A 21,590-nucleotide genomic window follows, 5' to 3' on the forward strand; every position below is an offset into this window, starting at 1 on the left:
AGCGAAACGGCGAGCTTCGGCTCGCCGTTTTCTTTTGAGCTCTGGCAAGCAAGCTGTGCAGTTTCAGCGGGAGGCCGTCATTCCGGCAGCGCCTGGGACCGGGCTCCTGGTGAGCGTCATCCGTTCGCCGTTGCGTTCGCAGGACACCGTCACGAAGCCGTCCGAGGCTGCAAGCCTGACGGTGACGTTGTCGTTCGTGCTGACAAGCTTGACGGGCTCCTCGTCCATATCCTGCGCCGCCTCGTCGATGATCGAGAGGCATTCGCTAAAGGGCATGGAGGCAACGCGCGTGTTTTCGGACTGGGCCTGGGCGGCGGAGCCGAGGCCAAGAAACAGAATGCCGAAGAGCATTGCAGTCGAAGTGGAGCGCATTGACCGATTCTCCCAACGCCCGGAGAACACCACGCCCGAGGCCTTGCCGATGTGCCGTATCGCACAGGGAAGCAACGTGCCTCGGCCAGGGGGCGTTCCCCGTTACAGATGTCGCAGGGGGCGGGAAGCCCTGCCGGCGATCATTCACAGGAGCGGTTAGAGAAGTCTGAAGACGCGTCGTCCGAACGGCCACGGTTCGGTCCAAAAAGCGCCCAGCTTGAGCGCCACTCACTCATCCTTAATCGTCGTTTATCGCTCGCCGTCGAGACTATGTTCCTGGCGGCCGGGGATGATAGGAATCGGGCTCTTCCATTCATGCGTTCACAAATGATTCATCGCAGGATTGTCAGGGATGGTCCTATGACCACAGGCGGACCCGACCCTCTGAAGGATGCGCGTGTTCTGCAGGCGCGGGTCAAGGCCTTGCAGGCTCTGCTCGAGCTGCAGCGCTGGCAGGTCGAGGTGCTCAGCAAGAGGCTCTATTCCTCCGAGCCGGGCGGGATCGCCGCGCGCCGTCTGCTCGATCTCAAGCGACGCGAGATGCAGACGCACCATCTCGAACCGCCGGTCGGTTCGAACGATCCCTGATCATGCAAAAGGCCCGGTGCTGCCACCGGGCCTTCGTCTGTTCGAACCTGTCGGCGATCAGTTGAACTTGTAGTTCACGCCGGCGCGCAGAACGCCGAACTCCGCATCGCGATCCACGTTGACGCGGCCGCCGAGGTTGTAGTTGTCCTTCGTGTCGAGATCGACATAGAGGCCTTCGACCTTGGCGGTGAAGTTGTTGGTGATGGCGTATTCCACGCCGCCGCCGAGGGTCCAGCCCCAGTTGACTTCATCGCCGCTGTGATAGCCGAGCACCGGATCGTAGCCGCGGTTGCCGCCGATATCGCCATAGGCGAAGCCGCCGGTGCCGTAGACGAGGGCGCGGTCGAAGGCGACGCCGGCGCGGGCACGGATCGTGCCGAAGAAGCCGCCGGACTCACCCGGGTAGTATGTGGTACCGTAGGAAGCGCCCTTGTTGCCGACGGCGGCATACTGAAGGTCCGTCTCGGCGCCGGCGACGAACATGCCGAACTGGTAATTGTAGCCGGCCTGGGCGCCGCCGACGAAGCCGCCGCCGCGGCGGCCGCGGACCGTGCCGAAGGCCGGATCGTAGAAGCGGCTGTCGCCGACGTTCCAGCCGTAGCCGGCATTCAGACCGGCATAGAAACCGGTCCAGGTGAAGACCGGAACCGCATTGTAGGCCGGAGCAGGAGCATAGCGGCCCGGGAGGTCGGCCGCGTGGACCGTCGAGGCCGCGATGGCGAGAGCCGCAGAGGCAGCGAGAAGTCCAAGAGCAGAGGTACGCATTACTGTATTCCGTGCTTAGCAAAAAAGATCGGATAGGCATTTATTGCCTGTCACGGGTCTAATAAGGGGTCGCGAGAGAATGTTGCAATATGCTCGCCCGCCGGCATTGGAAACATGATTGATGCTTTATGAACGTTGACACTTCATCAACCATGCCGTGGGGGCCGCTCTTGAGACGGCATGGCGATTGTGCGCAGATCGCCGCGTGAAGTTCGGCCGCGAGGCCTCAAAGCAAGAGACAAAACTTGGCCTCGTCTCGGTAACGAGGCGGGGCCTTTTTCTGCTCTCGCAAGCTTCTGAGGTTCAGCAATCAGTTCGAAGCCAGCGCCTGCGCGCGCCGGGCAATCACGTCCACATCCGCGCTCATGGCGATGCTTTCGGGATCGAGCTCTGCGATCGCAAACCAGCGCGCGTCGAGTGCGTCGTCGGCGGCGACGGGATCGCCCGATATCCAGCGGCACAGCACGGCGATCAGGATGTAATGCTGGCGTGTCGCCCCTGTCGGATCCTGCACGAGGATATCGAGCGTGGTGATGACGTCCTGCGCTTCCGCCGCGACGCCCGTCTCTTCGAGAAGCTCGCGCAACGCCGCGGCTTTCACCGTCTCCCCGAACTCGATCTTGCCGCCGGGAAAGCCCCAGAGACCCGCATCGGGCGGGTTGGCGCGCCGCACGAGCAGGGTGTGACCCTCATGGACGACAACGGCGATGACGGCGGGGATGGGTGACGACATGAAAAAGGCCCGGTCGGAACGACCGAGCCTTAATGCATGCCGGTTTCGCTGAACAGCGTGGATCAGCGTCCCTGCCGGTGAAGAGCCGTTTGCAGCGGCTCGAGGCTGCGGGTGAACCACAGCGCCGTGGTCTCGGCGATGTCTTTCCACTGGGCCGAGGCCGCCTCGTAGGCCTGCTTCGTCGCGTGGCTCTGCGCCTTGAACGCTTCGGGGAGCGGGGAGGGGCTGATGGCCGAACGCCACAGGTCGAGCGCGACGTTGCGCTGGGTATTCACGGCGTCGATGATCTTGCCGTTGACCTCGAGCGCGCCCTTGGCGGAGACGGCCACCGCCTCGCTCATGGCCTGGCGGAGGACGTCACTCTGCTTCTTGGCGGACGAGAGCAGGGAGCTTGCCTCGATCTGCTTGGCAGCGATTGCGGGCAGTGCCGCCGGCTTCGCTTCCACGACTGCCTCAATCGTCTCGGCTGCCGATGCGGCTGCCATCTCGACGAGATCGGCCTTCTGCGCGCTCTTGGCTGTACTCTTGGCTCTCGGCTTCTTCACTTCCGCCATCGTGACGTCCTCGCAAGTTTCAGGGAGAAGAGACTATTTCTTGGAGCCCGGCTGCTTCATGGCCGACTGGGCCATCGAGCCGAATTCCTTCATCTGGGCCTCCATCGCTTCGAACTGGGTGCGAACGAATTCGGCCTGAATCTGCATCGCCTCCTGCACGTCCTTCGCGCGCACCATCCTCTGGGCGAGGTCGAAGGCCGCAGAGAGGTTCTGCTCCGTATAGGAGAAGGTCTTGCGGGCAGCATCCTTGGCGCTGGCCTGGACGGTGTTCGCGGAGCCTTCGACCGTCTCGGCCGTCTTCTGGGCTGCGCTCATGAAGCCGTCGATGGCCTTGCGGGCCTGCTCGACGCTCTTCTCGGCGAAGTCGCGCATTTCGGGCGGAATTTCGTAGTTTTGAGTCGGGTTCGTCGCCATGGGCTGCTCCTCGTTGTCAGGCATTTGTGCACTGCAATATCACATTGTGCATTGCAAAATCAACTGTCTTATGCCTTCGCCTATTAAGGTTACCTCAAAGTAAAAGGATTCAAGTGCGCCGCCTTGCATGCTTGGCCGCGGATATTAGTCTAGAAGCTCAAGTGGACATGACTCCGGGATACAGGCAGCAAGGACCGTTAATGACGGGCGGTGTTCCCCATCCTTTCGAAGCACTGATCACGCGACTGGCCGCGGAGGCGGAATGGCGCTTCCTGTCCGATTCCGACGCCGTGGTGCTGGTCTGGGACGGGAGCGGAGACAAGATTCTCTGGACATCGCCGTCGGCCGCCGGGCTGCGGGAGGCCTTTGCCGACGAAACGGGCCGTGTGCGCCAGGATTTCCGGGCCCGCGAGCGTATCCGGGCGCTGGCAGGCGGAACGGCTCCCCGGCAGGGTCTGCGGCAGGAACGGTTGCGGCTTGACCCTACGCGCCCCTGGCTGCCGGTAGCCTGCGTCTGCCGCCTGGCATCCCTGGACGATGGCGGCACGGTTCTGGTGGTCGGCCTGCCGAGGGCAGGATCCCGCCCTCCGACATCGCAGCAGGCGGGGGAGGCCGTGAGCCTCGACGAGCCCAAGCGTGAAGCCGCCGGGCCCACGCCCCTAAAGAATAAGCCACAGGGCCCGATCCGCTTCATCTGGCACGCGGACCCTCAGACCCGGTTCACGGATGTCTCGCCGGATCTCGCCAAGGCGGTCGGCGCGACGTCCGGCAACATCGTCGGCCTGACCTGGGACGAGGTCTCCCATTCGCGGGCGCAGGATCCGGATGGCGCCGTGGCAGCCCTGTTCGCCGACCGCGCGACCGGAAGCGGACGAACGGTTCTCTGGAACATCGATCAATCGCAGATGCAGGTGCCCGTGGACTGGGCCGGAACGCCGGTCTTCGGCGCGAACCGAGAACTCGTCGGTTTCCGTGGCTTCGGCCTCCTGCGCATGAATGCGCTTCGGGAGCGGGTGCTTCCGGAACCGCTTTCGAACGAGCCCGAGCCTTCGGACGAACCGGCACATCCCACCGCACACCTCATCGCGCAGAGCCTCGTCAACGACGATACGCTGCCGTTCCGTCCACCGGAGGAAATGCAGCCGGCACGGGATGATGACACCGAGGCTCCGGACCCGGAGGACACCTGGTTCAGCGATCTGCGCAACCAGGTTGCCGAAGCGCTGTCCAACACGGCCCCGCCCGAGCCGACCCCTGACGAATCGCCCGCGCCGGCAAAGCTTCCGCCGGCTCAATCGCCATCGACGCTGTCCAACGCGGAGCGAAGCGCCTTCCGTGAGATCGCGCGCGCCCTCGGCGCCCGCCTCGCGGAGGACACGCCCTCCCGCGACAGTGATCCGGGCGGCACCTCCGCCGCCGTTGGAATGCCGCCGGACGAGGCAGAAGTCCCGGTTCCCCCAGCGCCTGCCGGCGACAACCGGATTCTCGACCGGCTGCCGATCGGGGTGCTGGTCCATCGCGGCGAGCAGGTCCTGTTCGCCAACCGCTTTCTTCTCGACCTCACCGGCTATGCCGATATCGGCCGGATCGAGGCCGAGGGCGGTCTTGTGCACCTCTTTCGCGGCTCTCCCGCACTCCAGGGCGGAAGCGACGACGATTCGTCCCTCGCGCTCACGACCCAGTCCGGCGAGACCATTTCGGTCGCCGTGCGCTCCTCGCCAGCCGAATGGGACGGCGCGGCAGCGGAGCTGATGGTGATCCGAAAAGCCTCCCGGGCGGAAATCCCGCCGCCGCCACGGGACAGTCGCGTTCAAGAGCTCGAGGCCATTCTCGATACGGCGACCGATGGCGTCATCGTGCTTAACGAGAGAGGGCGGATCCTCTCCCTCAACCGGTCGGCAGAGGCGCTGTTCGGCTATGACGAGCGGGCCGTTGCCGGCGATGCGATCACCGTGCTCCTGGCGCCGGAGAGCCATATGGTGGCTCTCGACTATCTCGAAACCTTGCGCTCGCCCGGCGTCGCAAGCCTGCTCAACGACGGCCGCGAGGTTTTGGGACGCGAGCGCCAGGGCGGATCGATTCCCCTGTTCATGACCATGGGACGCCTGGGCGACGGGCCGGATCGCCGCTATTGCGCAGTCCTGCGCGACATCACCGTCTTCAAGCGGGCTGAGGGCGAGCTGATCGGCGCCAAGCATGCGGCGGAAGAGGCGAGTGCCCAGAAATCCGATCTTCTGGCCAAGATCAGCCATGAGATCCGCACCCCCCTGAACGCCATCCTCGGTTTCGCCGAGGTCATGCTCGAGGAGAGGTTCGGAGCGATCGGCAACGACCGTTACAAGGAATATCTCAAGGATATTCACGCCTCCGGCTCGCACGTGATCAGCCTCGTGAACGATCTTCTCGATCTCGCGAAGATCGAAGCCGGACGGCTCGAGCTCTCCTTCACCGGTGTGGGCCTCAACGAACTCGTCTCGTCCTGCGTGACGCTGCTTCAGCCGCAGGCGGCCCGTGACCGGATCGTCATGCGCATGAGCTTTGCGTCCAAGCTGCCGCCGGTCGTCGCCGACGAACGCTCCATGCGCCAGATCGTGCTCAATCTGGTCTCGAACGCGATCAAGTTTACCGATGCCGGCGGGCAGGTGATCGTGTCCACCGCCATGACGGATCGCGGAGAGGTGGCCTTCCGGGTGCGCGATACGGGCATCGGCATGACGCCGGAGGAGGTCGAGGCCGCCCTTGAGCCGTTCCGCCAGCTCGCCACCTCGCGCAAGCGCGGAGGCACGGGCCTGGGACTGCCTCTCACCAAGGCCCTCGTCGAGGCGAACCGCGGCGCGCTGCAGATATCGAGCCAGCCGAGCGAAGGTACCCTGGTGGAAGTGATCTTCCCGCCGACACGGGTTCTGGCGGAATAGTGACGGACTTCACCCTGCGCCGTGCCGCCTTCGCGGATATGCCGTCGGTCGCGCGGCTTCACCGTCACGTGCGTGAAATCTGTCTCCCTTATCTTCCGGATCTGCACACGCCGGAGGAGGATCTGGCCTTCTTTCAACGGCATGTCTTCGCCTCTTGCACGATCTGGCTGGGTGAGGCCGAAGGGCAGACCATCGGCTTCGCGGCCTCCCGTTCGGGTTGGCTCGACCACCTCTACGTCGATCCCGCATGGCATGGTCGCGGTGTGGGGCAGACGCTCCTCACTGCTGGGAAGGAGGGGCAATCGGAACTCGATCTCTGGACGTTCCAGCGCAACGCCCAGGCTCGCCGATTCTATGAGCGCCAAGGTTTTGTGCTCATTGCCCTGACGGACGGTGCCGGCAATGAGGAACGGGAGCCGGATGCCCATTATCGCTGGATGGCAGGTCAGTCGCTGGAGGCGTGAAGGTCGCCTCCGCATCATATGCGATAGATCGACGTCATCGGCAGATTTGCGCCTATATAGGAGCAGGGTTACTCCGGCCCGCTCTGAATTCGATGCCCTGCGAGACGAAGGATCGCCATGTCCACCTATCGCCTCGATAAGCTCTTCGCCCCGCGCTCGGTCGCCGTGGTCGGCGTGAGTCCGCGTCCGAACTCCCTCGGCCTGACCTTCCTGCGCAATCTCATCGCCGGCGGCTACGAGGGCGAGATCTTTTCCGTCAATCCGCACCATGTCGAGATCGAGGGAAGGCCGTGCTTTGCCTCGCTCTCCGCGCTTCCCGAGGTGCCCGACCTCATCATCGTCGCGGTGCCGCCGGCTAGAGTGCTCGGCGTCATCGAGGAGGCCTGCGAGGTCGGCGTGAGCGCCGCAATCGTCGCGACGGCGGGGATGGGCTACGGAGCAAACTCGCTCGGCGATGAGGTCAGGCTTGCGGCCCGTGCCCATGGCTTGCGCATCGTCGGTCCCAACTGCATCGGCGTGCTCGCGCCGCGTGTGAAGATGAACGCGAGCTTTGCGGCTCATAGCGCGAAGCCGGGCGATCTTGCACTCGTGTCGCAATCCGGTGCGCTTGCGGCGGGACTGGTGGAATGGGCGGCGCAGCGGCAGGTGGGGTTTTCCGCCATCGTGTCGCTCGGCGACAAGGTCGACGTGGATTTCAGCGATTGCCTGGATTTCTTCGCCGCCGATGCCAGCACCCGGGCGATCCTTCTCTACATCGAATCCATCGACAACGCGCAGAAGTTCATGTCGGCGGCCCGCGCCGCCGCCCGCGTGAAGCCGGTGGTGGTCATCAAGGCCGGGCGCCATGCCCAAGGGGCGAAGGCTGCGGCCACCCACACGGGCGCGCTGGCAGGCTCGGATGCGGTCTATGACGCCGCCTTCCGCCGTGCCGGCCTGCTGCGCGTGCTCGATCTCGACCAGCTTTTCTCCGCCGCGGAGACGCTCGGACGGCAGAAGCCGTTTCCTGGCAGTCGACTGGCCGTTCTGACCAATGGAGGTGGTATCGGGGTCCTCGCCGTCGACCGGTTGATCGATCTCGGCGGCACGCTTAGCCCCCTGTCGGAGAAGACGCGCGCTGCCCTCGACGCCTTCCTGCCGCCGACCTGGTCCCATGCGAACCCGATCGACATCGTCGGCGACGCCGATCCCGCCCGCTATGCCGGCGCCCTCGAGGCGCTGCTCGCGGATCCCGACAACGACGCCGTCCTCATCCTCAACGTGCCGACCGCCATCGCCAGCGCCTCGGATGTCGCCGCCGCTGTTGTCGAGGTGGTCAAGAAGGACCGGGCGAAGGGCTATCGCCAGAAGCCCGTCTTCGCAGCCTGGATCGGCGAGGATCCGGACTCGGCCCGAATCTTCGAGGAGGCGCGAATCCCGCATTACGCGACCGAGGCCGACGCGGTCCGAGGCTTCATCCAGCTCGTGCGCTACCGCGAGGCGCAGGAACAGCTGATGGAGACGCCGGACAACCTGCCTCACGACTTCGTGCCCGACACCGAGGCGGCCCGGGCCGTGGTCGAGCATGTGCTCACGCAGAACCGCCGCTGGCTCGATCCGCTCGAGGTCAACGCGCTCCTCAGGGCCTACGACATCCCCACCGCTCCGGTGATCCTCGCGACGACGCCGGAGGAGGCGGCCGAGGCGGCGCGGCCGATCATCGCCGAGGGCGGCACGGTGGCCGTGAAGGTGCTCTCGCCCGACATCGTGCACAAATCCGACATCGGCGGCGTGAAGCTCGATTTGACGACGGAGCAGGCGGTGCGGAAGGCGGCGACCGAGATCTTCGAGCGCGCTGCCCGCCTGAAGCCGCAGGCCCATGTGACCGGCGTCACCGTCCAGCCGATGGTGCGCCGGGCGAAGGCGCGCGAACTGATCGTCGGCCTCGCGGACGATCCCTCGTTCGGTCCCGTCGTGCTGTTCGGGCGCGGCGGCACGGCGGTGGAGGTGATCAACGACAAGGCGCTCGCTTTGCCGCCCCTCGATCTCAAGCTCGCCGACGATCTGATCGCCCGTACCCGCGTGTCCCGGCGCCTGAAGGCCTATCGCGACGTTCCCGCAGCCGACGAGGGCGCGATCGCCCTGACGCTGGTGAAGCTAGCCCAGATGGCGGCCGACCTGCCCGAGATCCGCGAGCTCGACATCAACCCGCTGCTTGCGGACCATACCGGCGTGATCGCCGTGGATGCCCGCGTGGCGGTTGCGCCGGAAACCCGGAAGGGCAGCGGCCATCCGCGCTTTGCGGTCAGGCCCTATCCCAAGGAATGGGAGCGCACGATCGCGCTGCGCAATGGGCGAACCGCCTTCGTGCGGCCTGTGCGCCCGGAGGACGAGGATGAGTTCCGCCGCTTCTTCGAGAAGATCACGCCGGAGGATCTGCGCCTGCGCTTCTTCGCGCCGGTGCGCGACTTCAGCCACGCCTTCCTCGCCCGCCTGACGCAGCTCGATTACGCCCGCGCCATCGCCTTCGTCGCTTTCGACGCGCAGAGCGGCGAGATGATGGGGGCGGTCCGTCTCCACGCGGATGCCAACCACGAGACGGGAGAATACGGCATCCTGCTCCGCTCTGACCTGAAAGGGCTCGGCCTCGGCTGGGAGCTGATGCGGCTGATGATCGAATGGGCCAAGGTCGAGGGCCTGCGCGAGATCGACGGGCAGGTGCTGCGCGAGAATTCCACCATGCTCGACATGTGCCGCAGCCTCGGCTTCTCGATCAGGATCGACCCGGACGATCCGGAGCTGCGCCTCGTGACCCTGCCGATCGCCGCCATCGCGGAGCCGGAGAAGCTGGCGCCGCCGGTGTGAGGTGAAAAGAAAAAGCCCGCCATAAGGCGGGCAATCTCAGAAATTCGACTCATCAATCTCTGCCCTCGTCCTTCGAGACACCGCCTTCGGCGGCCCTCAGGAGGAGGGCTTAGGAACAGGCTAATGAGCCAATCTCTCTATAAAAAGACTATCAATCGTGGTCGTCCTTGAGCCCGCCGATATGCTTTTGGGCATAGAGCTCGACGCCGACCTGCTCGACGAGGGTGAGCTGGGTTTCGAGGAAGTCGATATGGCCTTCCTCGTCCTTCATCAGCTCTTCGAAAAGGTTCTTGGACACCCGGTCTCCGACGCTTTCGCAATAGGCGGCGGCTTCGCCGTAGAGGTTGCGGGCATCGTATTCCGCGGCAAGGTCCGCCTCGAGGATTTCCTGGATGGTCTGGCCGATGCGCAGCGGGTCGAGAACCTGCAGGTTGGCGAAGCCTTCGAGAAAGATGATGCGCGCGATGAACTTGTCGGCGTGGTGCATCTCCTCGATCGATTCCTCGCGCCAGGTCTTCGCAAGTTCCTTGTATCCCCAGTCATCCAGGACCCGGTAATGGAGCCAGTACTGGTTGACCGCCGTCAGCTCGCTGCGCAGGCCGCGATTGAGATACTCGATGACCTTGGGATCGCCCTTCATCCTAACCCTCTCGTTCATTCGACGCCGGATGCGCCGGCTCCTTCTTTAGAGGATTTATGAACTAGAGCGGAAGTCCCTTTGTTCAAAGGGTAGGTTCGGCCGCCGCCTTTTCGAGGACGGTGGGGCAGCAACCGCGATTGCAGGCGGCGATGGGCTCGACGCCCGCATCGCTCAGGGCCTGGTCCATGATGGCACGAATTGTCCGTGCGCAGCGTCCGCAATTGGGACTGCAGCCGAGACAACGATAGACCTGCGCCGGAGTGCGGGGACATTCCGGTCCCGGCTTGAGGCAGGCTTTGACATCACCGTCGGAGAGGATGTTGCAGGAACAGACGATCATTTGTTGTTCTAGTTTAGAATGACTAAAAACTACATTAGATTTCAAAGACTTAACTGAAAATGAAGCCGGGCGCCAGCACTAATCCCTGTGCCCAGATGTCACGGTTAAGCTGTTACGCTCAAGCCAGGCGCTTGAACAGGCCCGGGTAATCGAGGACGAAGCCGTCCTGATCCACAGGAAGCTCGGCGGTAAAGCCGCTCTCCAGGCTCTCGAAGCGGTAAAGCAGGCTGGAATCGATGGCCGTGTAGCGCTGGTCGGAAGGGAAGACGGTCAGGTCGGGCACGGTGATGTAGCACAGGCGGATCTCGGTGCTCTCGCCGGTTTTCATGCCGAGCCGCCGGATCGGCAGGGTGTTGGTGAGCGGGGTTGCCTGAATGTCGATATCGATGCAGCCCTGGAGGTCCGGCCGGTCCTTGCCCTGCTCCTGCCAGGAGCCCTTTCCGTTGCTCTCCAGATGCAGCACCCGGCCGGCCGTCGTTCTGACGACCACATCCTTCGTGTGCCAGAGAGCATCCAGCCTCAGGCGGTAAGACAGGCCGTACCGCGTACCTTCCTCCTCGGCGATGACGACCCCGGAAATGGAAATCCCGCCATCGGCCGGGCGCACATCCACATGCTCCAATCCAGCCTCGGAGCCATCCCAGGCCGACCAGCGGATGGTGCGGAAGATCAGTGTCGGAATGGACATGGCGAAGCTCCGGACGTGAGGGCTGCTCTGCCGGACGATTATGGCCGAGCCGGAGGGCTTGTCGAATCGAGGCTGCTTGGCGTCAGGGAGAACGACGCGATTGCGTGAAACCTCGCCGTCATGGCCGGGCTTGTCCCGGCCACCCACGCCTTGGGATCCACGGCGTTGCAAGACGTGGGTCCCCGGAACAAGTCCGGGGATGACGTAAGAGGATAGTAGCGCCGACGAAGAGCCCTCCTAGAGCTGTTTCCACTTGCGTGGAATCACCTCTCTTCTTTGGTTCGCCGCATTTTTTGACGGCGAACCGGATCCACTTCGCCGAAAAATGCTCTAGAGCCGCTAATCCCTCACCACCACCACATGCAGCCGGCGGGGGCCGTGGGCGCCGAGGAGCAGGGTCTGCTCGATATCGCCTGAGCGGGAGGGTCCCGTGATCCAGTTCACGGTGCGCGGCATGGTGCCCTTGCCATAGGCGAAGCGGATCCGGTTCCAGACGGCTTCGTAATCGCTGGCGATGTCCTTGGCCGAGACCACGATGATGTGGTTGTCGGGCAGGAAATTGAGGGTCGAGGGGTTCTCGTGGCCCGACACCATCGCCAGCGTGCCGGATTCGGCGATGCCGCCGAAGGCGTGGCTCACGGCGTTGAGGTCCCGGCCTTCGCTCGGGCCTTGGGCGATCTCGAGGGTCGTTTCCGACCACGGCATCGCATTCAGGCGCGGATCGTCGCCCATGCGCAGGGTCGCCGGCAGGTTGTGGTTGCGCAGGAAGAGGGCGATGGATTGCGGCACTTCGGCGGGCGCGGACACTTCCGTCACCGTGGCAAGCGAGGTCTCGACCATGGTCTTGAAGAGCGCGAGCCGCTCCGCGCCCGAGACCTGACCGCGCTGCGGGATCACGCCTTTAGGGGACCGCTCCAGGCGGTCCGCAACCATCTGCTGGCGGATCTTCTCGCTGCCGTTGACGCCGAGCGAGCGGCGGATATTGGCAAAGATCTCGTCGCGGGCGCTCATGCGGAGGCTCCCTTGCGCTCGCGCTTCCAGCGGGCTTGGAACGTCTCGCCCTGCGGCGCCGGGAAGTCGCGGTACTTGGTCCAGCCCTTGGCCATCGGCAGCCAGGAGAAGCGTCCGCGCTGGCGGCCTGCGAGCGCCAGAGCGCCCATGGCGGCACGGGTCGCGAGCCGGTAGAGGGCAGGGCGCTTGGCGAAGAAGCCCCAGAACTGCAGGCCCGAACGCACGGTCGCCGGCGTCAGGTGCCGCTCGAACTCCCGCTCGCGCCAGTGGCGCATGAGTTTGGGGAGCGGAATGCGGACCGGGCACACGCTCTCGCAGCGCCCGCAGAAGGTCGAGGCGTTGGGCAGGTGCCCCGCCTTGTCGACGCCGATCAGCGACGGCGTGAGCACGGCGCCCATCGGGCCGGGATAGACCCAGCCATAGGCGTGCCCACCGACCGCGTGATAGACCGGGCAATGGTTCATGCAGGCGCCGCAGCGGATGCAGCGCAGCATCTCCTCGAAGCTCGTGCCGAGCATGGCGGAGCGGCCATTGTCGATGAGAACCACGTGGTAGTTCTCCGGCCCGTCCGCATCCGTGCTGCGGCGCGGGCCCGTGGAGAAGGTGGTGTAGACCGACAGTTCCTGGCCGGTGGCGGAGCGGGCGAGCACGCGCAGCAACTGGCTCACATCTTCCAGCGTCGGCACGAGCTTTTCGAGCGATGCGAGCACGATATGCGTCTTCGGCAGGATCTGGGTGAGATCGCCGTTGCCTTCATTGGTCACGATGATCGAGGTGCCGGTCTCGGCGACGAGAAAATTCGCGCCGGTGATGCCCACATCCGCCGCCAGGAACCGCTCGCGCAGCACGGCGCGCGCCTCGGTCAAAAGCTGAACCGGCTCGGAGAGATCGCGCTTGGCGTCGAGATGGGTGTGGACGCGCCTGAAATCCTCCTCGACCTGCGTGGCGTTGAGGTGGACGGCGGGCGCGATGATGTGGCTCGGCAGCTCGTTGCGAAGCTGGATGATGTATTCGCCCAGATCGGTCTCGACGGGCCGGATGCCGTGCGCCTCCAGGTGATGGTTGATCCCGATCTCCTCGGAGATCATGGATTTGCCCTTCGTCACCGTCTTCGCGCCGGCCTCGCGGCAGATGGTCAGGATGATGTCGCGGGCCTCCGCCGCATCCCGGGCGAAATGCACATGCCCGCCGGAGGCCTTCACCTTCTCCTCGTAGGCTTCGAGATAGAGGTCGAGATGCTCCAGCGTATGGTTCTTGATGTCCCGCGCCGAGTCCCGCAGCGCCTCGAATTCCGGCAGCTTGTCGGCCGCCATCCTGCGCTTGTCGATGAAGCCCTGCTTCACGTTGCCGAGCGCCTTCTGCAGCTGGCTGTCGTTCAGCGCCCGCGCGGCATTCTGCTTGAATTCGGGGGAGGTGGAGTGAACATTCATGGGAGAGTTTTACTTGACGGTTTCGGCTTTGGCGACACCGATCGGAGGGTCGTCGGTCATTCCCGCCAGAACCTCCGCCACATGGCGGACCTGGATCGGCTTGCCGTCGCGGCTGAGTTTGCCCGCCATGTTCATGAGGCAGCCGAGATCGCCGGCGAGCAGGGTCGGAGCCTCCGCCGCCTCGATATTCTTGGCTTTCGCATCGACGATGGCGCCGGAGATGTCGCTGTACTTGACCGCGAAGGTGCCGCCGAAGCCGCAGCATACGTCGCTGTCCTTCATCTCCACGAGGGTGAGGCCGTCCACGCTCGCGAGCAGCTTGCGCGGCTGGTTCCTGACCTTGAGCTCCCGCAGGCCCGAGCAGGAATCGTGATAGGTGACGGAGCCGTCGAAGGATGCATCGACCTTCGTGACCTTCATGACGTCGACCAGGAAGCTCGTAAGCTCGTAGGTCTTGATGGCGAGCGCATCGGCCTTGGCGCGCCAGTTCGGATCTTCCTCGAAAAGCTCAGGGTAGTGGGCCTTGATCATGCCGGCACAGGAACCGGAGGGGGCGACCACGTAGTCATAGCCGTGGAAGGCGTTGATCACCTGCATCGCCAGATCGCGCGTCGTGCCCCGGTCGCCGGAATTGTAGGCCGGCTGGCCGCAGCAGGTCTGGACGGGCGCATCGACGATGCAGCCTGCATCCTCCAGCAGCTTGACGGCCGCAAAGCCCACCGAGGGGCGCATCAGGTCGACGAGGCAGGTCACGAAAAGGCCGACCCGAGGCTTCACGGGCCGGCCGGACGACGGCTGGACGTTCATTGGGCCGCCTTCTTGCCTGCGGCGTCGAACTGCTTGAGATAGGCGACGAGATCGTTGACCCGCTGCTCGTCCTTGACGCCGGCAAAGATCATCTTGGTGCCCGGGATCTTGGCCCGCGGGTCCTTGATGTATTCACGGAACGTGGCCTCGTCCCAGGTGATGCCGGAATTCTTGTTGGCGGGGGAGTAATTATAGCCCTCGACCGCTCCCGAATGACGGCCGAAGAGGCCGTTCAGCTCCGGACCGACGGCGTTCTTCGCGGTTTCCCCGATCTGGTGGCAGGCCCGGCACTGCGTAAACACCTTCTCGCCGGCGGCTGCATCCTGCGCCTGGGCGGAGCCGAGCCCGGCAAGGAGCAGGGCGGCGGAAAGAACGAAGGCACGCATGAAAAACTCCTTTGCTGGACACAAGACCCATCTTAGAGAGATTCTACATTATTCGAAAACGGCATAGGTGAAAGCCGCCTTATTGTTAAGGTAGCTATTCCTTCAGTGCAGCGTTGATTCTTTGAAGCGGAGGATGCCATGACCATCGCATTTCCAAAACCGGATGAAGCGGTTCTGGCGCGCCGTAAGGAGATCGTCGAGGGCTTGGGGCGCCTTGTCGCGCCGGAGGCCCTGATCGTGTCCGAGGACGAGCGCCGGGCCTTCGAGACCGACGGCCTGACCTCCTACCGCCAGATGCCGCTCGCGGTGGTGCTGCCCTCCACCACGGAGGAGGTCTCGGCCATCATGCGGTTCTGCCACGCGAACGGCGTGAAGGTGGTGCCGCGCGGGGCTGGAACCTCGCTCTGCGGCGGGGCGATCCCGCAGGAAGATGCCATCGTGCTCGGTGTCGCCAAGATGAACCGGGTGATCGACGTCAGCTTCGAGAACCGCACGGCCCGCGTGCAGTCCGGCATCACCAATCTCGGCATCAGCCAGGCGGTCGCGTATGAGGGCTTCTTCTATGCGCCCGATCCGTCGAGCCAGCTCGCCTGCACGATCGCCGGCAACATCGCCATGAATTCCGGCGGGGCGCATTGCCTGAAATACGGTGTGACCACCAACAACCTCATGGGCGTCACCCTGGTACTCCTCGACGGCACGGTGGTCGAGATCGGCGGCGAGCACCTGGACGCGGCAGGCTACGACATCCTCGGCCTCGTCTGCGGCTCGGAAGGGCAGCTCGGCGTGGTGACGGAGGCCGTGGTGCGGATCCTGCGCGCGGCGGAAGGGGCGCGGCCGGCGCTTTTCGGCTTCGAGCGGGTCGAGGATGCAGGCGCCTGCGTGGCCGCGATCATCGGCGCCGGGATCATTCCGGTGGCGCTCGAATACATGGACAAGCCGGCGATCCAGATCTGCGAGGCCTTCGCCCATGCGGGCTATCCGCTCGACGTGGAGGCGATGCTGATCGTCGAGGTCGAAGGCTCCGATCAGGAGATCGACGACATGCTCCGCCGCATCGTCGCGATTGCCGAGCCGTTCAGGCCGAAGACCATGAAGGTCTCGCAATCGGAGGCCGAGAGCGCGGCGATCTGGAAGGGCCGCAAGTCGGCCTTCGGGGCCACGGGCCGCGTCGCCGACTACATCTGCATGGACGGCACCATTCCGACCGGCCAATTGCCCTACGTGCTCAACCGCATCGACGAGATCGTCAAATCCTACGGGCTCGGCGTCGCCAACGTGTTCCATGCGGGCGACGGCAACCTGCATCCGCTCGTGATGTTCAACACCAACGTGCCGGGCGAGATGGAGAAGGCCGAGAAGGCGGGCGAGGACATCCTCAAGCTCTGCGTCGAGGTCGGCGGCTGCCTGACCGGCGAGCACGGCGTCGGCATCGAGAAACGGGATCTGATGACCCATCAGTTCAACGCCACGGACCTCGAACAGCAGATGCGCGTGCGCGGCGTGTTCGATCCCGGCTGGCTGCTCAATCCCGCAAAAGTGTTCCCGCTCGAAGGAAGGTTCGCTGCGTGACCGTTCATACTCCCCGCGACGAGCAGGACGCGTCCATCGTCATCCGCGAGGCCGCCGACAAGGGCACGCTTCTGAACATTGCCGGCAACGGCACCAAGGCGGCGATGGGGCGGCCGAACCAGACCGACGCCTCGATCTCGTCGACGGCCATGAGCGGCATCACGCTCTACGAGCCGGCCGAGCTCGTGATCTCCGCGCGCGCCGGTACGCCGGTGCTGGAAGTGATGCGGGTGCTCGCCGCGAAGGGGCAGGAGCTGCCCTTCGAGCCGATGGATTACCGCTCGCTTCTCGGCACCAGGGGCGATCCCACGATCGGCGCGGTGGCGGCGATGAACATTTCCGGCCCGCGCCGGATCATGGCGGGTGCCGCCCGCGACAGCCTCATCGGCGTGCGCTTCGTCAACGGTCGCGGCGAGGTGGTGAAGTCCGGCGGGCGGGTGATGAAGAACGTCACCGGGCTCGACCTCGTGAAGCTCATGGCGGGCTCCTGGGGGACGCTCGGCTTTCTCACCGAAGTCACCTTCAAGGTGCTGCCGAAGCAGGAGCGCATGGCGACTCTCGTCATCCGCGGCCTCGACGACAATCAGGCCATCGAGGCCCTGTCGATGGCGTTGGGTTCCCCCTTCGACGTGACGGGCGCAGCCCACATTCCCGACCGTGACCGGCGCGGCGGCAGCACGCTGATCCGACTCGAAGGGTTCAGGGTCTCCGTCGATTACCGCATGAACGAGATGAAGCGCCTGATGAAGCGCTTCCGCTTCATGGACATTCTCGAGGGTGTCGGGGCCGAGGCGCTCTGGCAGTCGGTGCGCGATGCGACGATCCTGACCGATCAGGGCAACCGCGCCATCTGGCGCGTCTCCACCGTGCCGGCCAAGGGGCCCGATCTGGCGGCGCATGTGGCGCAGGCGCTCGACGCGCAATGGTTCTACGACTGGGGCGGCGGGCTCGTCTGGATCTCGACCCCGCTCGACGGCGATGCCGGCGCGTCCATTTTGCGCGAAGCGACCAGGACCCATGGCGGCCACGCGACGCTGGTGCGTGCGCCTGCCGAAGTGCGCTCCACCCTCGACGTGTTCGAACCGCAATCGGACGCGGTGATGACGCTGTCCCGCGGCATCAAGGCCTCCCTCGATCCGGCCGGCATCCTCAATCCGGGGCGGATGTATGCGGGAATATGAGATGACCGGAAGCGCGGCTTTCGCTGAACCCTCGAAGAGGTCGAGCCATGCGCGCATCGCGCTCGTCGCTGCGCTCGCCCTCGGCCTCATCGCGCTCACCGCAGCAATTCTTCTGGCCATGGGCCGCACGCCGATCTGCACATGCGGCACGATCGAACTGTGGCACGGGACCGTGAAGGATTCCGGCAATTCGCAGCATTTGATCGACTGGTACACGCCCTCCCACATCATCCACGGCTTCCTGTTCTATGCGGGCACCTGGGCCATCGGGCGGCTGATCGGAAGACCTTTGCCGATCGGTCTGGCCTTTCTCATCGCGCTCGGGGTCGAAGCGGCCTGGGAGATCGCGGAGAACACGAACACCGTCATCGACCGTTACCGCGCGACGAACATCGCGCTCGATTATTACGGGGACAGCGTCATCAACTCGGTGTCGGACATCCTCGCCATGGCTGCGGGCTTCTGGCTTGCGAGAATATGGCCGGTCCGGCTGACCGTGCTGGTCGCGGTGATCATGGAGCTGTTCGTCGGCTTCTGGATCCGCGATAATCTCACCTTGAACGTCATCATGCTGATCCATCCCGTTGAAGCCATCAATCGCTGGCAAGGGGCGTTGTGAGTTTTAGACCATGCAGACCAATTTCACGCCCGATCAGCTCAGAGACCCGGCGATGGCGAGTTCGGAGAAGATCCTCCGCACCTGCGTCCATTGCGGCTTCTGCACCGCCACTTGCCCGACCTATCTCCTGCTCGGCGACGAGCTCGATTCTCCGCGCGGGCGCATCTACCTGATGAAGGACATGCTGGAGAGCGGAAAGCCGGCATCTCCGGAAGTGGTCAAGCATATCGACCGCTGCCTGTCGTGCCTGTCCTGCATGACGACCTGTCCGTCCGGCGTGCATTACATGCACCTCGTCGACCATGCCCGCTCCTATATCGAGGCCACCTATACGCGGCCCTGGCACGACCGGCTGCTGCGCTGGGTGCTGGCCAGCGTGCTGCCCTATCCGGGCCGCTTCCGCTTCGCGCTGGGCGCGGCGATGCTGGCGAAGCCCATGAAGGGGATGATCGGTGCCTTGCCGCTTCTGGGCAACCGCCTGCAGGCGATGATCGATCTCGCGCCCGTCAAGGTGCCGGCCCGCTCGCCCTTCGAGCAGCCCGGAACCTTCAAGGCCCAGGGCGAGCGCCGGGGCCGCGTCGCGATCCTGTCCGGCTGCGCCCAGCCCGTGCTCAAGCCCGGCTTCAACGAGGCCGCCATCCGCCTGCTCAACCGCCATGGAATCGACGTGGTCCAGCCGAAGGGGGAGGGGTGCTGCGGCGCCCTCGTCCACCATATGGGCCGCGACGAGGAGGCCCATGGCTTCGCCAAGCGCAATATAGACGCCTGGATCGCCGAGATGGACGGGGAGGGGCTGGACGCCATCATCATCACGGCGTCGGGCTGCGGCACCACGATCAAGGATTATGGCTTCATGTTCCGGGAGGACCCGGACTATGCCGAGAAGGCGGCCCGCGTCTCCGCAATCGCCAAGGATGTCACGGAATACGTCACCTCCCTCACGCTCATGGAGCCCGTGCGCGAGACGGATCTGGTCGTGGCCTACCATTCCGCCTGCTCCATGCAGCACGGTCAGGCGATCCGCACCGAGCCGAAGACCCTGCTGAAGCAGGCCGGCTTCACGGTGAAGGACGTGCCGGAAGGGCATATCTGCTGCGGCTCGGCCGGCACCTACAACCTGCTCCAGCCCGAGATCGCCGCGCAGCTCCGGGCCCGCAAGGTTGCCAATATCGAGCGCACGAAGCCCGACCTCATCGCCACCGGCAATATCGGCTGCATGACCCAAATCGGGAAGGGCACCGAAATCCCCATCGTCCATACGGTCGAGCTTCTCGACTGGGCGACCGGCGGGCCGATGCCGGAGACCCTGGAGGCGGCGGGGTTCGGAAAGCGGCTCTCTTCGCCGTTAACCATTGCAGCAGAGTGAGCCTGCTACACTCTTACGCAACGAAATTTTATTTCCAAAACGAGCGCGTCTGCGCTAAAAGTTAGGAAAGGGTAAATTTCAGGGCGTAAGGGCCGGCACATGTCTTCGGGTTGGACGTCTTTCAGGAACCGCTTCGGCAAGAGGCAGGATGAGGCTGCTTCCGAGGGCCTCCCTCATGTCAGCGAGGGCCCCGAGGCTTTGGCCATGCCTGCGGCCTCTCCTCCGGGGAAAGCTGAGACCCCCATCGCGCGCCCCAACGGCGCCCTCGATTCCGTCGGCCAGAAGAACGAGCTGATCCGCGTCCGCTTCGCCAACATGATCGACCGGCTGGAGGAGATCCGCAGCCTGAAGGAGGATTTCGCGCTCCTCTCCGAGCCGGTGAGCGACCTGATCCGCAGCTATCCCCAGCTTCAGTCGCGCCTTCTCGAAACGGAAGCCGTGCTGCGGCAGGAAACCGAGACGACCCAGTCCCTGCGCCGGGAGCTCGGCGACCTCGGCAGCCTGCATGCCCGGACGTCGGACGATCTCAACGCGGCCGTGTCGCAGCTGCGCAAGGCGGAATCCCGGGTTCGGGAGCAGGATTCCTATATCGAGGACCTGCGCCTCAACGTGAAGGACAAGGAAGCGATCGTCGGCGACCTCGAAAACCAGCTCGCCATCGAGACCGAGCGCGCCCGCAATATCACGGAAGAGAACCAGGCCCTGCGCCTCGAAGCGCAGGAGGCCGACCAGACGGTGGCGCGCGCCGAGCGCGAGCTGATCGAGACCCGTGAGAGGAACGGCCTGCTCGATCACGAGGTCAAGCGCCTGCAGAAGGTGGCGGAGGAGCAGAATTATCGCCTTTCCAGCCTGACCAACCGTTACAGCGAGGTCGAGACCCAGCTCGAGGCCACGCGCCAGCGCGCCTCCGAACTCGAATCGAAGCTCATGGCCGAGCAGGTGCTGCGCCAGCGCCTCGAAACGCAGATCGATTCCGAGCGCTCGGCCCACCAGACCGATCTCTCCTCGCTCGACATGAAGATCGAGGGTTTGAACTCGCGCCTCTCGGCCACCGACAAGATTCTGGCCCATACCCGCGACCAGCTGCGCGACAAGAACGAGGCCCTGCGCGGCGTCGAGCGCAATCTGAAAGAGACGACCATCGAAAAGAACACCCTCGACCGGCGCCTTGAGGCGACGCAGCAAGAGGTCGAGCGGCAGGTCGCCATGGTCAACGAGCTCCAGCGCTCGCGCATCGAGCTGCAGGAGCGCGTCGAGATGCTCAACAAGGCCATCGCGGCCAAGGACTTCCAGATCGAAAGCTCCGACAACAAGGTGGCGAGCCTGTCCGAGCGCATCGACCAGTTCACCAAGCGCTTCGACCAGGAGCGCAACACCCTTGAATCCGCCAACCGCCGCCTGACCGAAGAGCTGCAGAACGAGAAGGCGGAACGCTCCCTCGTCCAGGGCGCCCTCGAAATCGCCCGCGAGAGCCGCACCAAGATCCAGAAAAAATATGTGGCTCTGCGCAAGAAGACCCGTCTCGACACGCAGGAAGACGATCCGATGCTCTTCGACGAGGAGGAGATCGAGACCAATGTCCGGCCGCTCAAATCGCCGGATGCAGAGTAAGGCGCCTACCTCCAGAGCCCCGCGATTTTGCGGGGCTTTTTCTTTTGGGGATAAATCAGTTCAGCGCTGAAGCTGCGCAGGCACCACCTCTCCCCGGATCTCGGGTGTTCCCGAGATCCGCTCTTGCTGTGCAAGTCGGGAGCACCCGACTTGCATGGGGGAGAGGTCGAGCGCAGCGAGGGTGAGGGGGCACAGGTTTATCCGGAGAAGGCGTAACCCCTTGTAACTTCCCTGCTGCCGGATCGGGTATAGTTCCTGGTGCGGCGGCGGGCAGCAGACCGTCAACCCCGAGG

Annotated in this window: 21 protein-coding genes; 9 read left to right on the plus strand and 12 right to left on the minus strand. The window is 64.6% G+C overall.

The window, feature by feature from the left end; translation table 11 throughout:
- Positions 1 to 63 precede the first annotated feature (63 nt).
- Positions 64 to 372 carry a hypothetical protein gene (locus JKL46_RS12615; protein ID WP_201833240.1) on the minus strand — a complete coding sequence of 103 codons (309 nt, stop codon included), beginning with the start codon at positions 370 to 372 and terminating at the stop codon, positions 64 to 66.
- A 360-nt stretch (positions 373 to 732) separates the two neighbouring features.
- Here JKL46_RS12615 and JKL46_RS12620 point away from each other — a divergent pair, with 360 nt between their 5' ends.
- Complete coding sequence (locus tag JKL46_RS12620) at positions 733 to 960, plus strand: hypothetical protein (RefSeq protein ID WP_201833241.1); 228 nt, start codon at positions 733 to 735, stop codon at positions 958 to 960.
- Positions 961 to 1,017: 57 nt separating this feature from the next.
- Here JKL46_RS12620 and JKL46_RS12625 read toward each other — a convergent pair whose 3' ends face one another.
- The 4 genes from JKL46_RS12625 to JKL46_RS12640 form a co-directional block, all read right to left on the minus strand.
- Entirely contained in the window at positions 1,018 to 1,725 is a 708-nt protein-coding gene (locus JKL46_RS12625) for an outer membrane protein (protein ID WP_201833243.1), read from the minus strand.
- Positions 1,726 to 2,035: 310 nt separating this feature from the next.
- Positions 2,036 to 2,458 carry an NUDIX hydrolase gene (locus JKL46_RS12630; protein ID WP_201833245.1) on the minus strand — a complete coding sequence of 141 codons (423 nt, stop codon included), beginning with the start codon at positions 2,456 to 2,458 and terminating at the stop codon, positions 2,036 to 2,038.
- Between the two features lie 62 nt (positions 2,459 to 2,520).
- Positions 2,521 to 3,012 (minus strand): phasin family protein, encoded by a 492-nt coding sequence (locus tag JKL46_RS12635; RefSeq protein WP_201833247.1) that lies wholly within the window; start codon positions 3,010 to 3,012, stop codon positions 2,521 to 2,523.
- Positions 3,013 to 3,045: 33 nt separating this feature from the next.
- Positions 3,046 to 3,426: a phasin gene (locus tag JKL46_RS12640; protein WP_201833249.1), complete on the minus strand. Its 381-nt coding sequence runs from the start codon at positions 3,424 to 3,426 to the stop codon at positions 3,046 to 3,048.
- A 200-nt stretch (positions 3,427 to 3,626) separates the two neighbouring features.
- Between JKL46_RS12640 and JKL46_RS12645 the strand changes: the two genes are divergently transcribed.
- The 3 genes from JKL46_RS12645 to JKL46_RS12655 all read left to right on the plus strand — a co-directional run bounded on the left by JKL46_RS12645 (position 3,627) and on the right by JKL46_RS12655 (position 9,646).
- Positions 3,627 to 6,341: a PAS domain-containing sensor histidine kinase gene (locus tag JKL46_RS12645; protein ID WP_246529281.1), complete on the plus strand. Its 2,715-nt coding sequence runs from the start codon at positions 3,627 to 3,629 to the stop codon at positions 6,339 to 6,341.
- Positions 6,341 to 6,805, plus strand: coding sequence for a GNAT family N-acetyltransferase (locus JKL46_RS12650; RefSeq protein WP_343074054.1), 465 nt, complete (start codon positions 6,341 to 6,343; stop codon positions 6,803 to 6,805). Before JKL46_RS12645 ends, JKL46_RS12650 begins: the two co-directional genes overlap by 1 nt.
- Before the next feature lie 117 nt (positions 6,806 to 6,922).
- Positions 6,923 to 9,646 (plus strand): bifunctional acetate--CoA ligase family protein/GNAT family N-acetyltransferase, encoded by a 2,724-nt coding sequence (locus JKL46_RS12655; protein ID WP_201833251.1) that lies wholly within the window; start codon positions 6,923 to 6,925, stop codon positions 9,644 to 9,646.
- Positions 9,647 to 9,797: 151 nt separating this feature from the next.
- Here JKL46_RS12655 and bfr read toward each other — a convergent pair whose 3' ends face one another.
- From bfr to JKL46_RS12690, 7 genes are all read right to left on the minus strand, one after another.
- Positions 9,798 to 10,286 (minus strand): bacterioferritin, encoded by a 489-nt coding sequence (gene bfr / locus JKL46_RS12660; RefSeq protein WP_201833253.1) that lies wholly within the window; start codon positions 10,284 to 10,286, stop codon positions 9,798 to 9,800.
- A gap of 82 nt (positions 10,287 to 10,368) precedes the next feature.
- On the minus strand, positions 10,369 to 10,626 hold the full coding sequence (locus JKL46_RS12665; protein ID WP_201833255.1) for a (2Fe-2S)-binding protein: 258 nt from the start codon (positions 10,624 to 10,626) through the stop codon (positions 10,369 to 10,371).
- 118 nt (positions 10,627 to 10,744) lie between these two features.
- Positions 10,745 to 11,314, minus strand: a complete 570-nt coding sequence (locus JKL46_RS12670) for a putative glycolipid-binding domain-containing protein (protein WP_201833257.1) — start codon at positions 11,312 to 11,314, stop codon at positions 10,745 to 10,747.
- A gap of 339 nt (positions 11,315 to 11,653) precedes the next feature.
- The gene (locus tag JKL46_RS12675; RefSeq protein ID WP_201833258.1) at positions 11,654 to 12,325 is read right to left on the minus strand and encodes a LutC/YkgG family protein; all 672 of its coding nucleotides are present in this window, start codon (positions 12,323 to 12,325) and stop codon (positions 11,654 to 11,656) included.
- Positions 12,322 to 13,755: a LutB/LldF family L-lactate oxidation iron-sulfur protein gene (locus JKL46_RS12680; protein ID WP_201833259.1), complete on the minus strand. Its 1,434-nt coding sequence runs from the start codon at positions 13,753 to 13,755 to the stop codon at positions 12,322 to 12,324. Before JKL46_RS12680 ends, JKL46_RS12675 begins: the two co-directional genes overlap by 4 nt.
- A gap of 9 nt (positions 13,756 to 13,764) precedes the next feature.
- On the minus strand, positions 13,765 to 14,562 hold the full coding sequence (locus JKL46_RS12685) for a (Fe-S)-binding protein (protein ID WP_201833260.1): 798 nt from the start codon (positions 14,560 to 14,562) through the stop codon (positions 13,765 to 13,767).
- Positions 14,559 to 14,948, minus strand: coding sequence for a c-type cytochrome (locus JKL46_RS12690; RefSeq protein ID WP_201833261.1), 390 nt, complete (start codon positions 14,946 to 14,948; stop codon positions 14,559 to 14,561). Before JKL46_RS12690 ends, JKL46_RS12685 begins: the two co-directional genes overlap by 4 nt.
- Positions 14,949 to 15,086: 138 nt before the next feature.
- Here JKL46_RS12690 and JKL46_RS12695 point away from each other — a divergent pair, with 138 nt between their 5' ends.
- The 5 genes from JKL46_RS12695 to JKL46_RS12715 all read left to right on the plus strand — a co-directional run bounded on the left by JKL46_RS12695 (position 15,087) and on the right by JKL46_RS12715 (position 21,297).
- A complete protein-coding gene (locus JKL46_RS12695; RefSeq protein WP_201833262.1) occupies positions 15,087 to 16,520 on the plus strand; it encodes an FAD-linked oxidase C-terminal domain-containing protein in 1,434 nt (477 codons plus the stop codon).
- Complete coding sequence (gene glcE, locus JKL46_RS12700; RefSeq protein ID WP_201833263.1) at positions 16,517 to 17,701, plus strand: glycolate oxidase subunit GlcE; 1,185 nt, start codon at positions 16,517 to 16,519, stop codon at positions 17,699 to 17,701. Before JKL46_RS12695 ends, glcE begins: the two co-directional genes overlap by 4 nt.
- Position 17,702: 1 nt before the next feature.
- On the plus strand, positions 17,703 to 18,320 hold the full coding sequence (locus tag JKL46_RS12705) for a DUF2585 domain-containing protein (RefSeq protein WP_201833264.1): 618 nt from the start codon (positions 17,703 to 17,705) through the stop codon (positions 18,318 to 18,320).
- 10 nt (positions 18,321 to 18,330) lie between these two features.
- A complete protein-coding gene (gene glcF, locus JKL46_RS12710) occupies positions 18,331 to 19,686 on the plus strand; it encodes a glycolate oxidase subunit GlcF (protein ID WP_201833265.1) in 1,356 nt (451 codons plus the stop codon).
- A 204-nt stretch (positions 19,687 to 19,890) separates the two neighbouring features.
- The gene (locus JKL46_RS12715) at positions 19,891 to 21,297 is read left to right on the plus strand and encodes a chromosome partitioning protein ParA (protein ID WP_201833267.1); all 1,407 of its coding nucleotides are present in this window, start codon (positions 19,891 to 19,893) and stop codon (positions 21,295 to 21,297) included.
- The last annotated feature ends 293 nt before the right edge of the window (positions 21,298 to 21,590 follow it).

The sequence above is a fragment of the Microvirga zambiensis WSM3693 genome (assembly GCF_016735695.1).
In the GTDB taxonomy this organism is placed as follows: domain Bacteria; phylum Pseudomonadota; class Alphaproteobacteria; order Rhizobiales; family Beijerinckiaceae; genus Microvirga; species Microvirga zambiensis.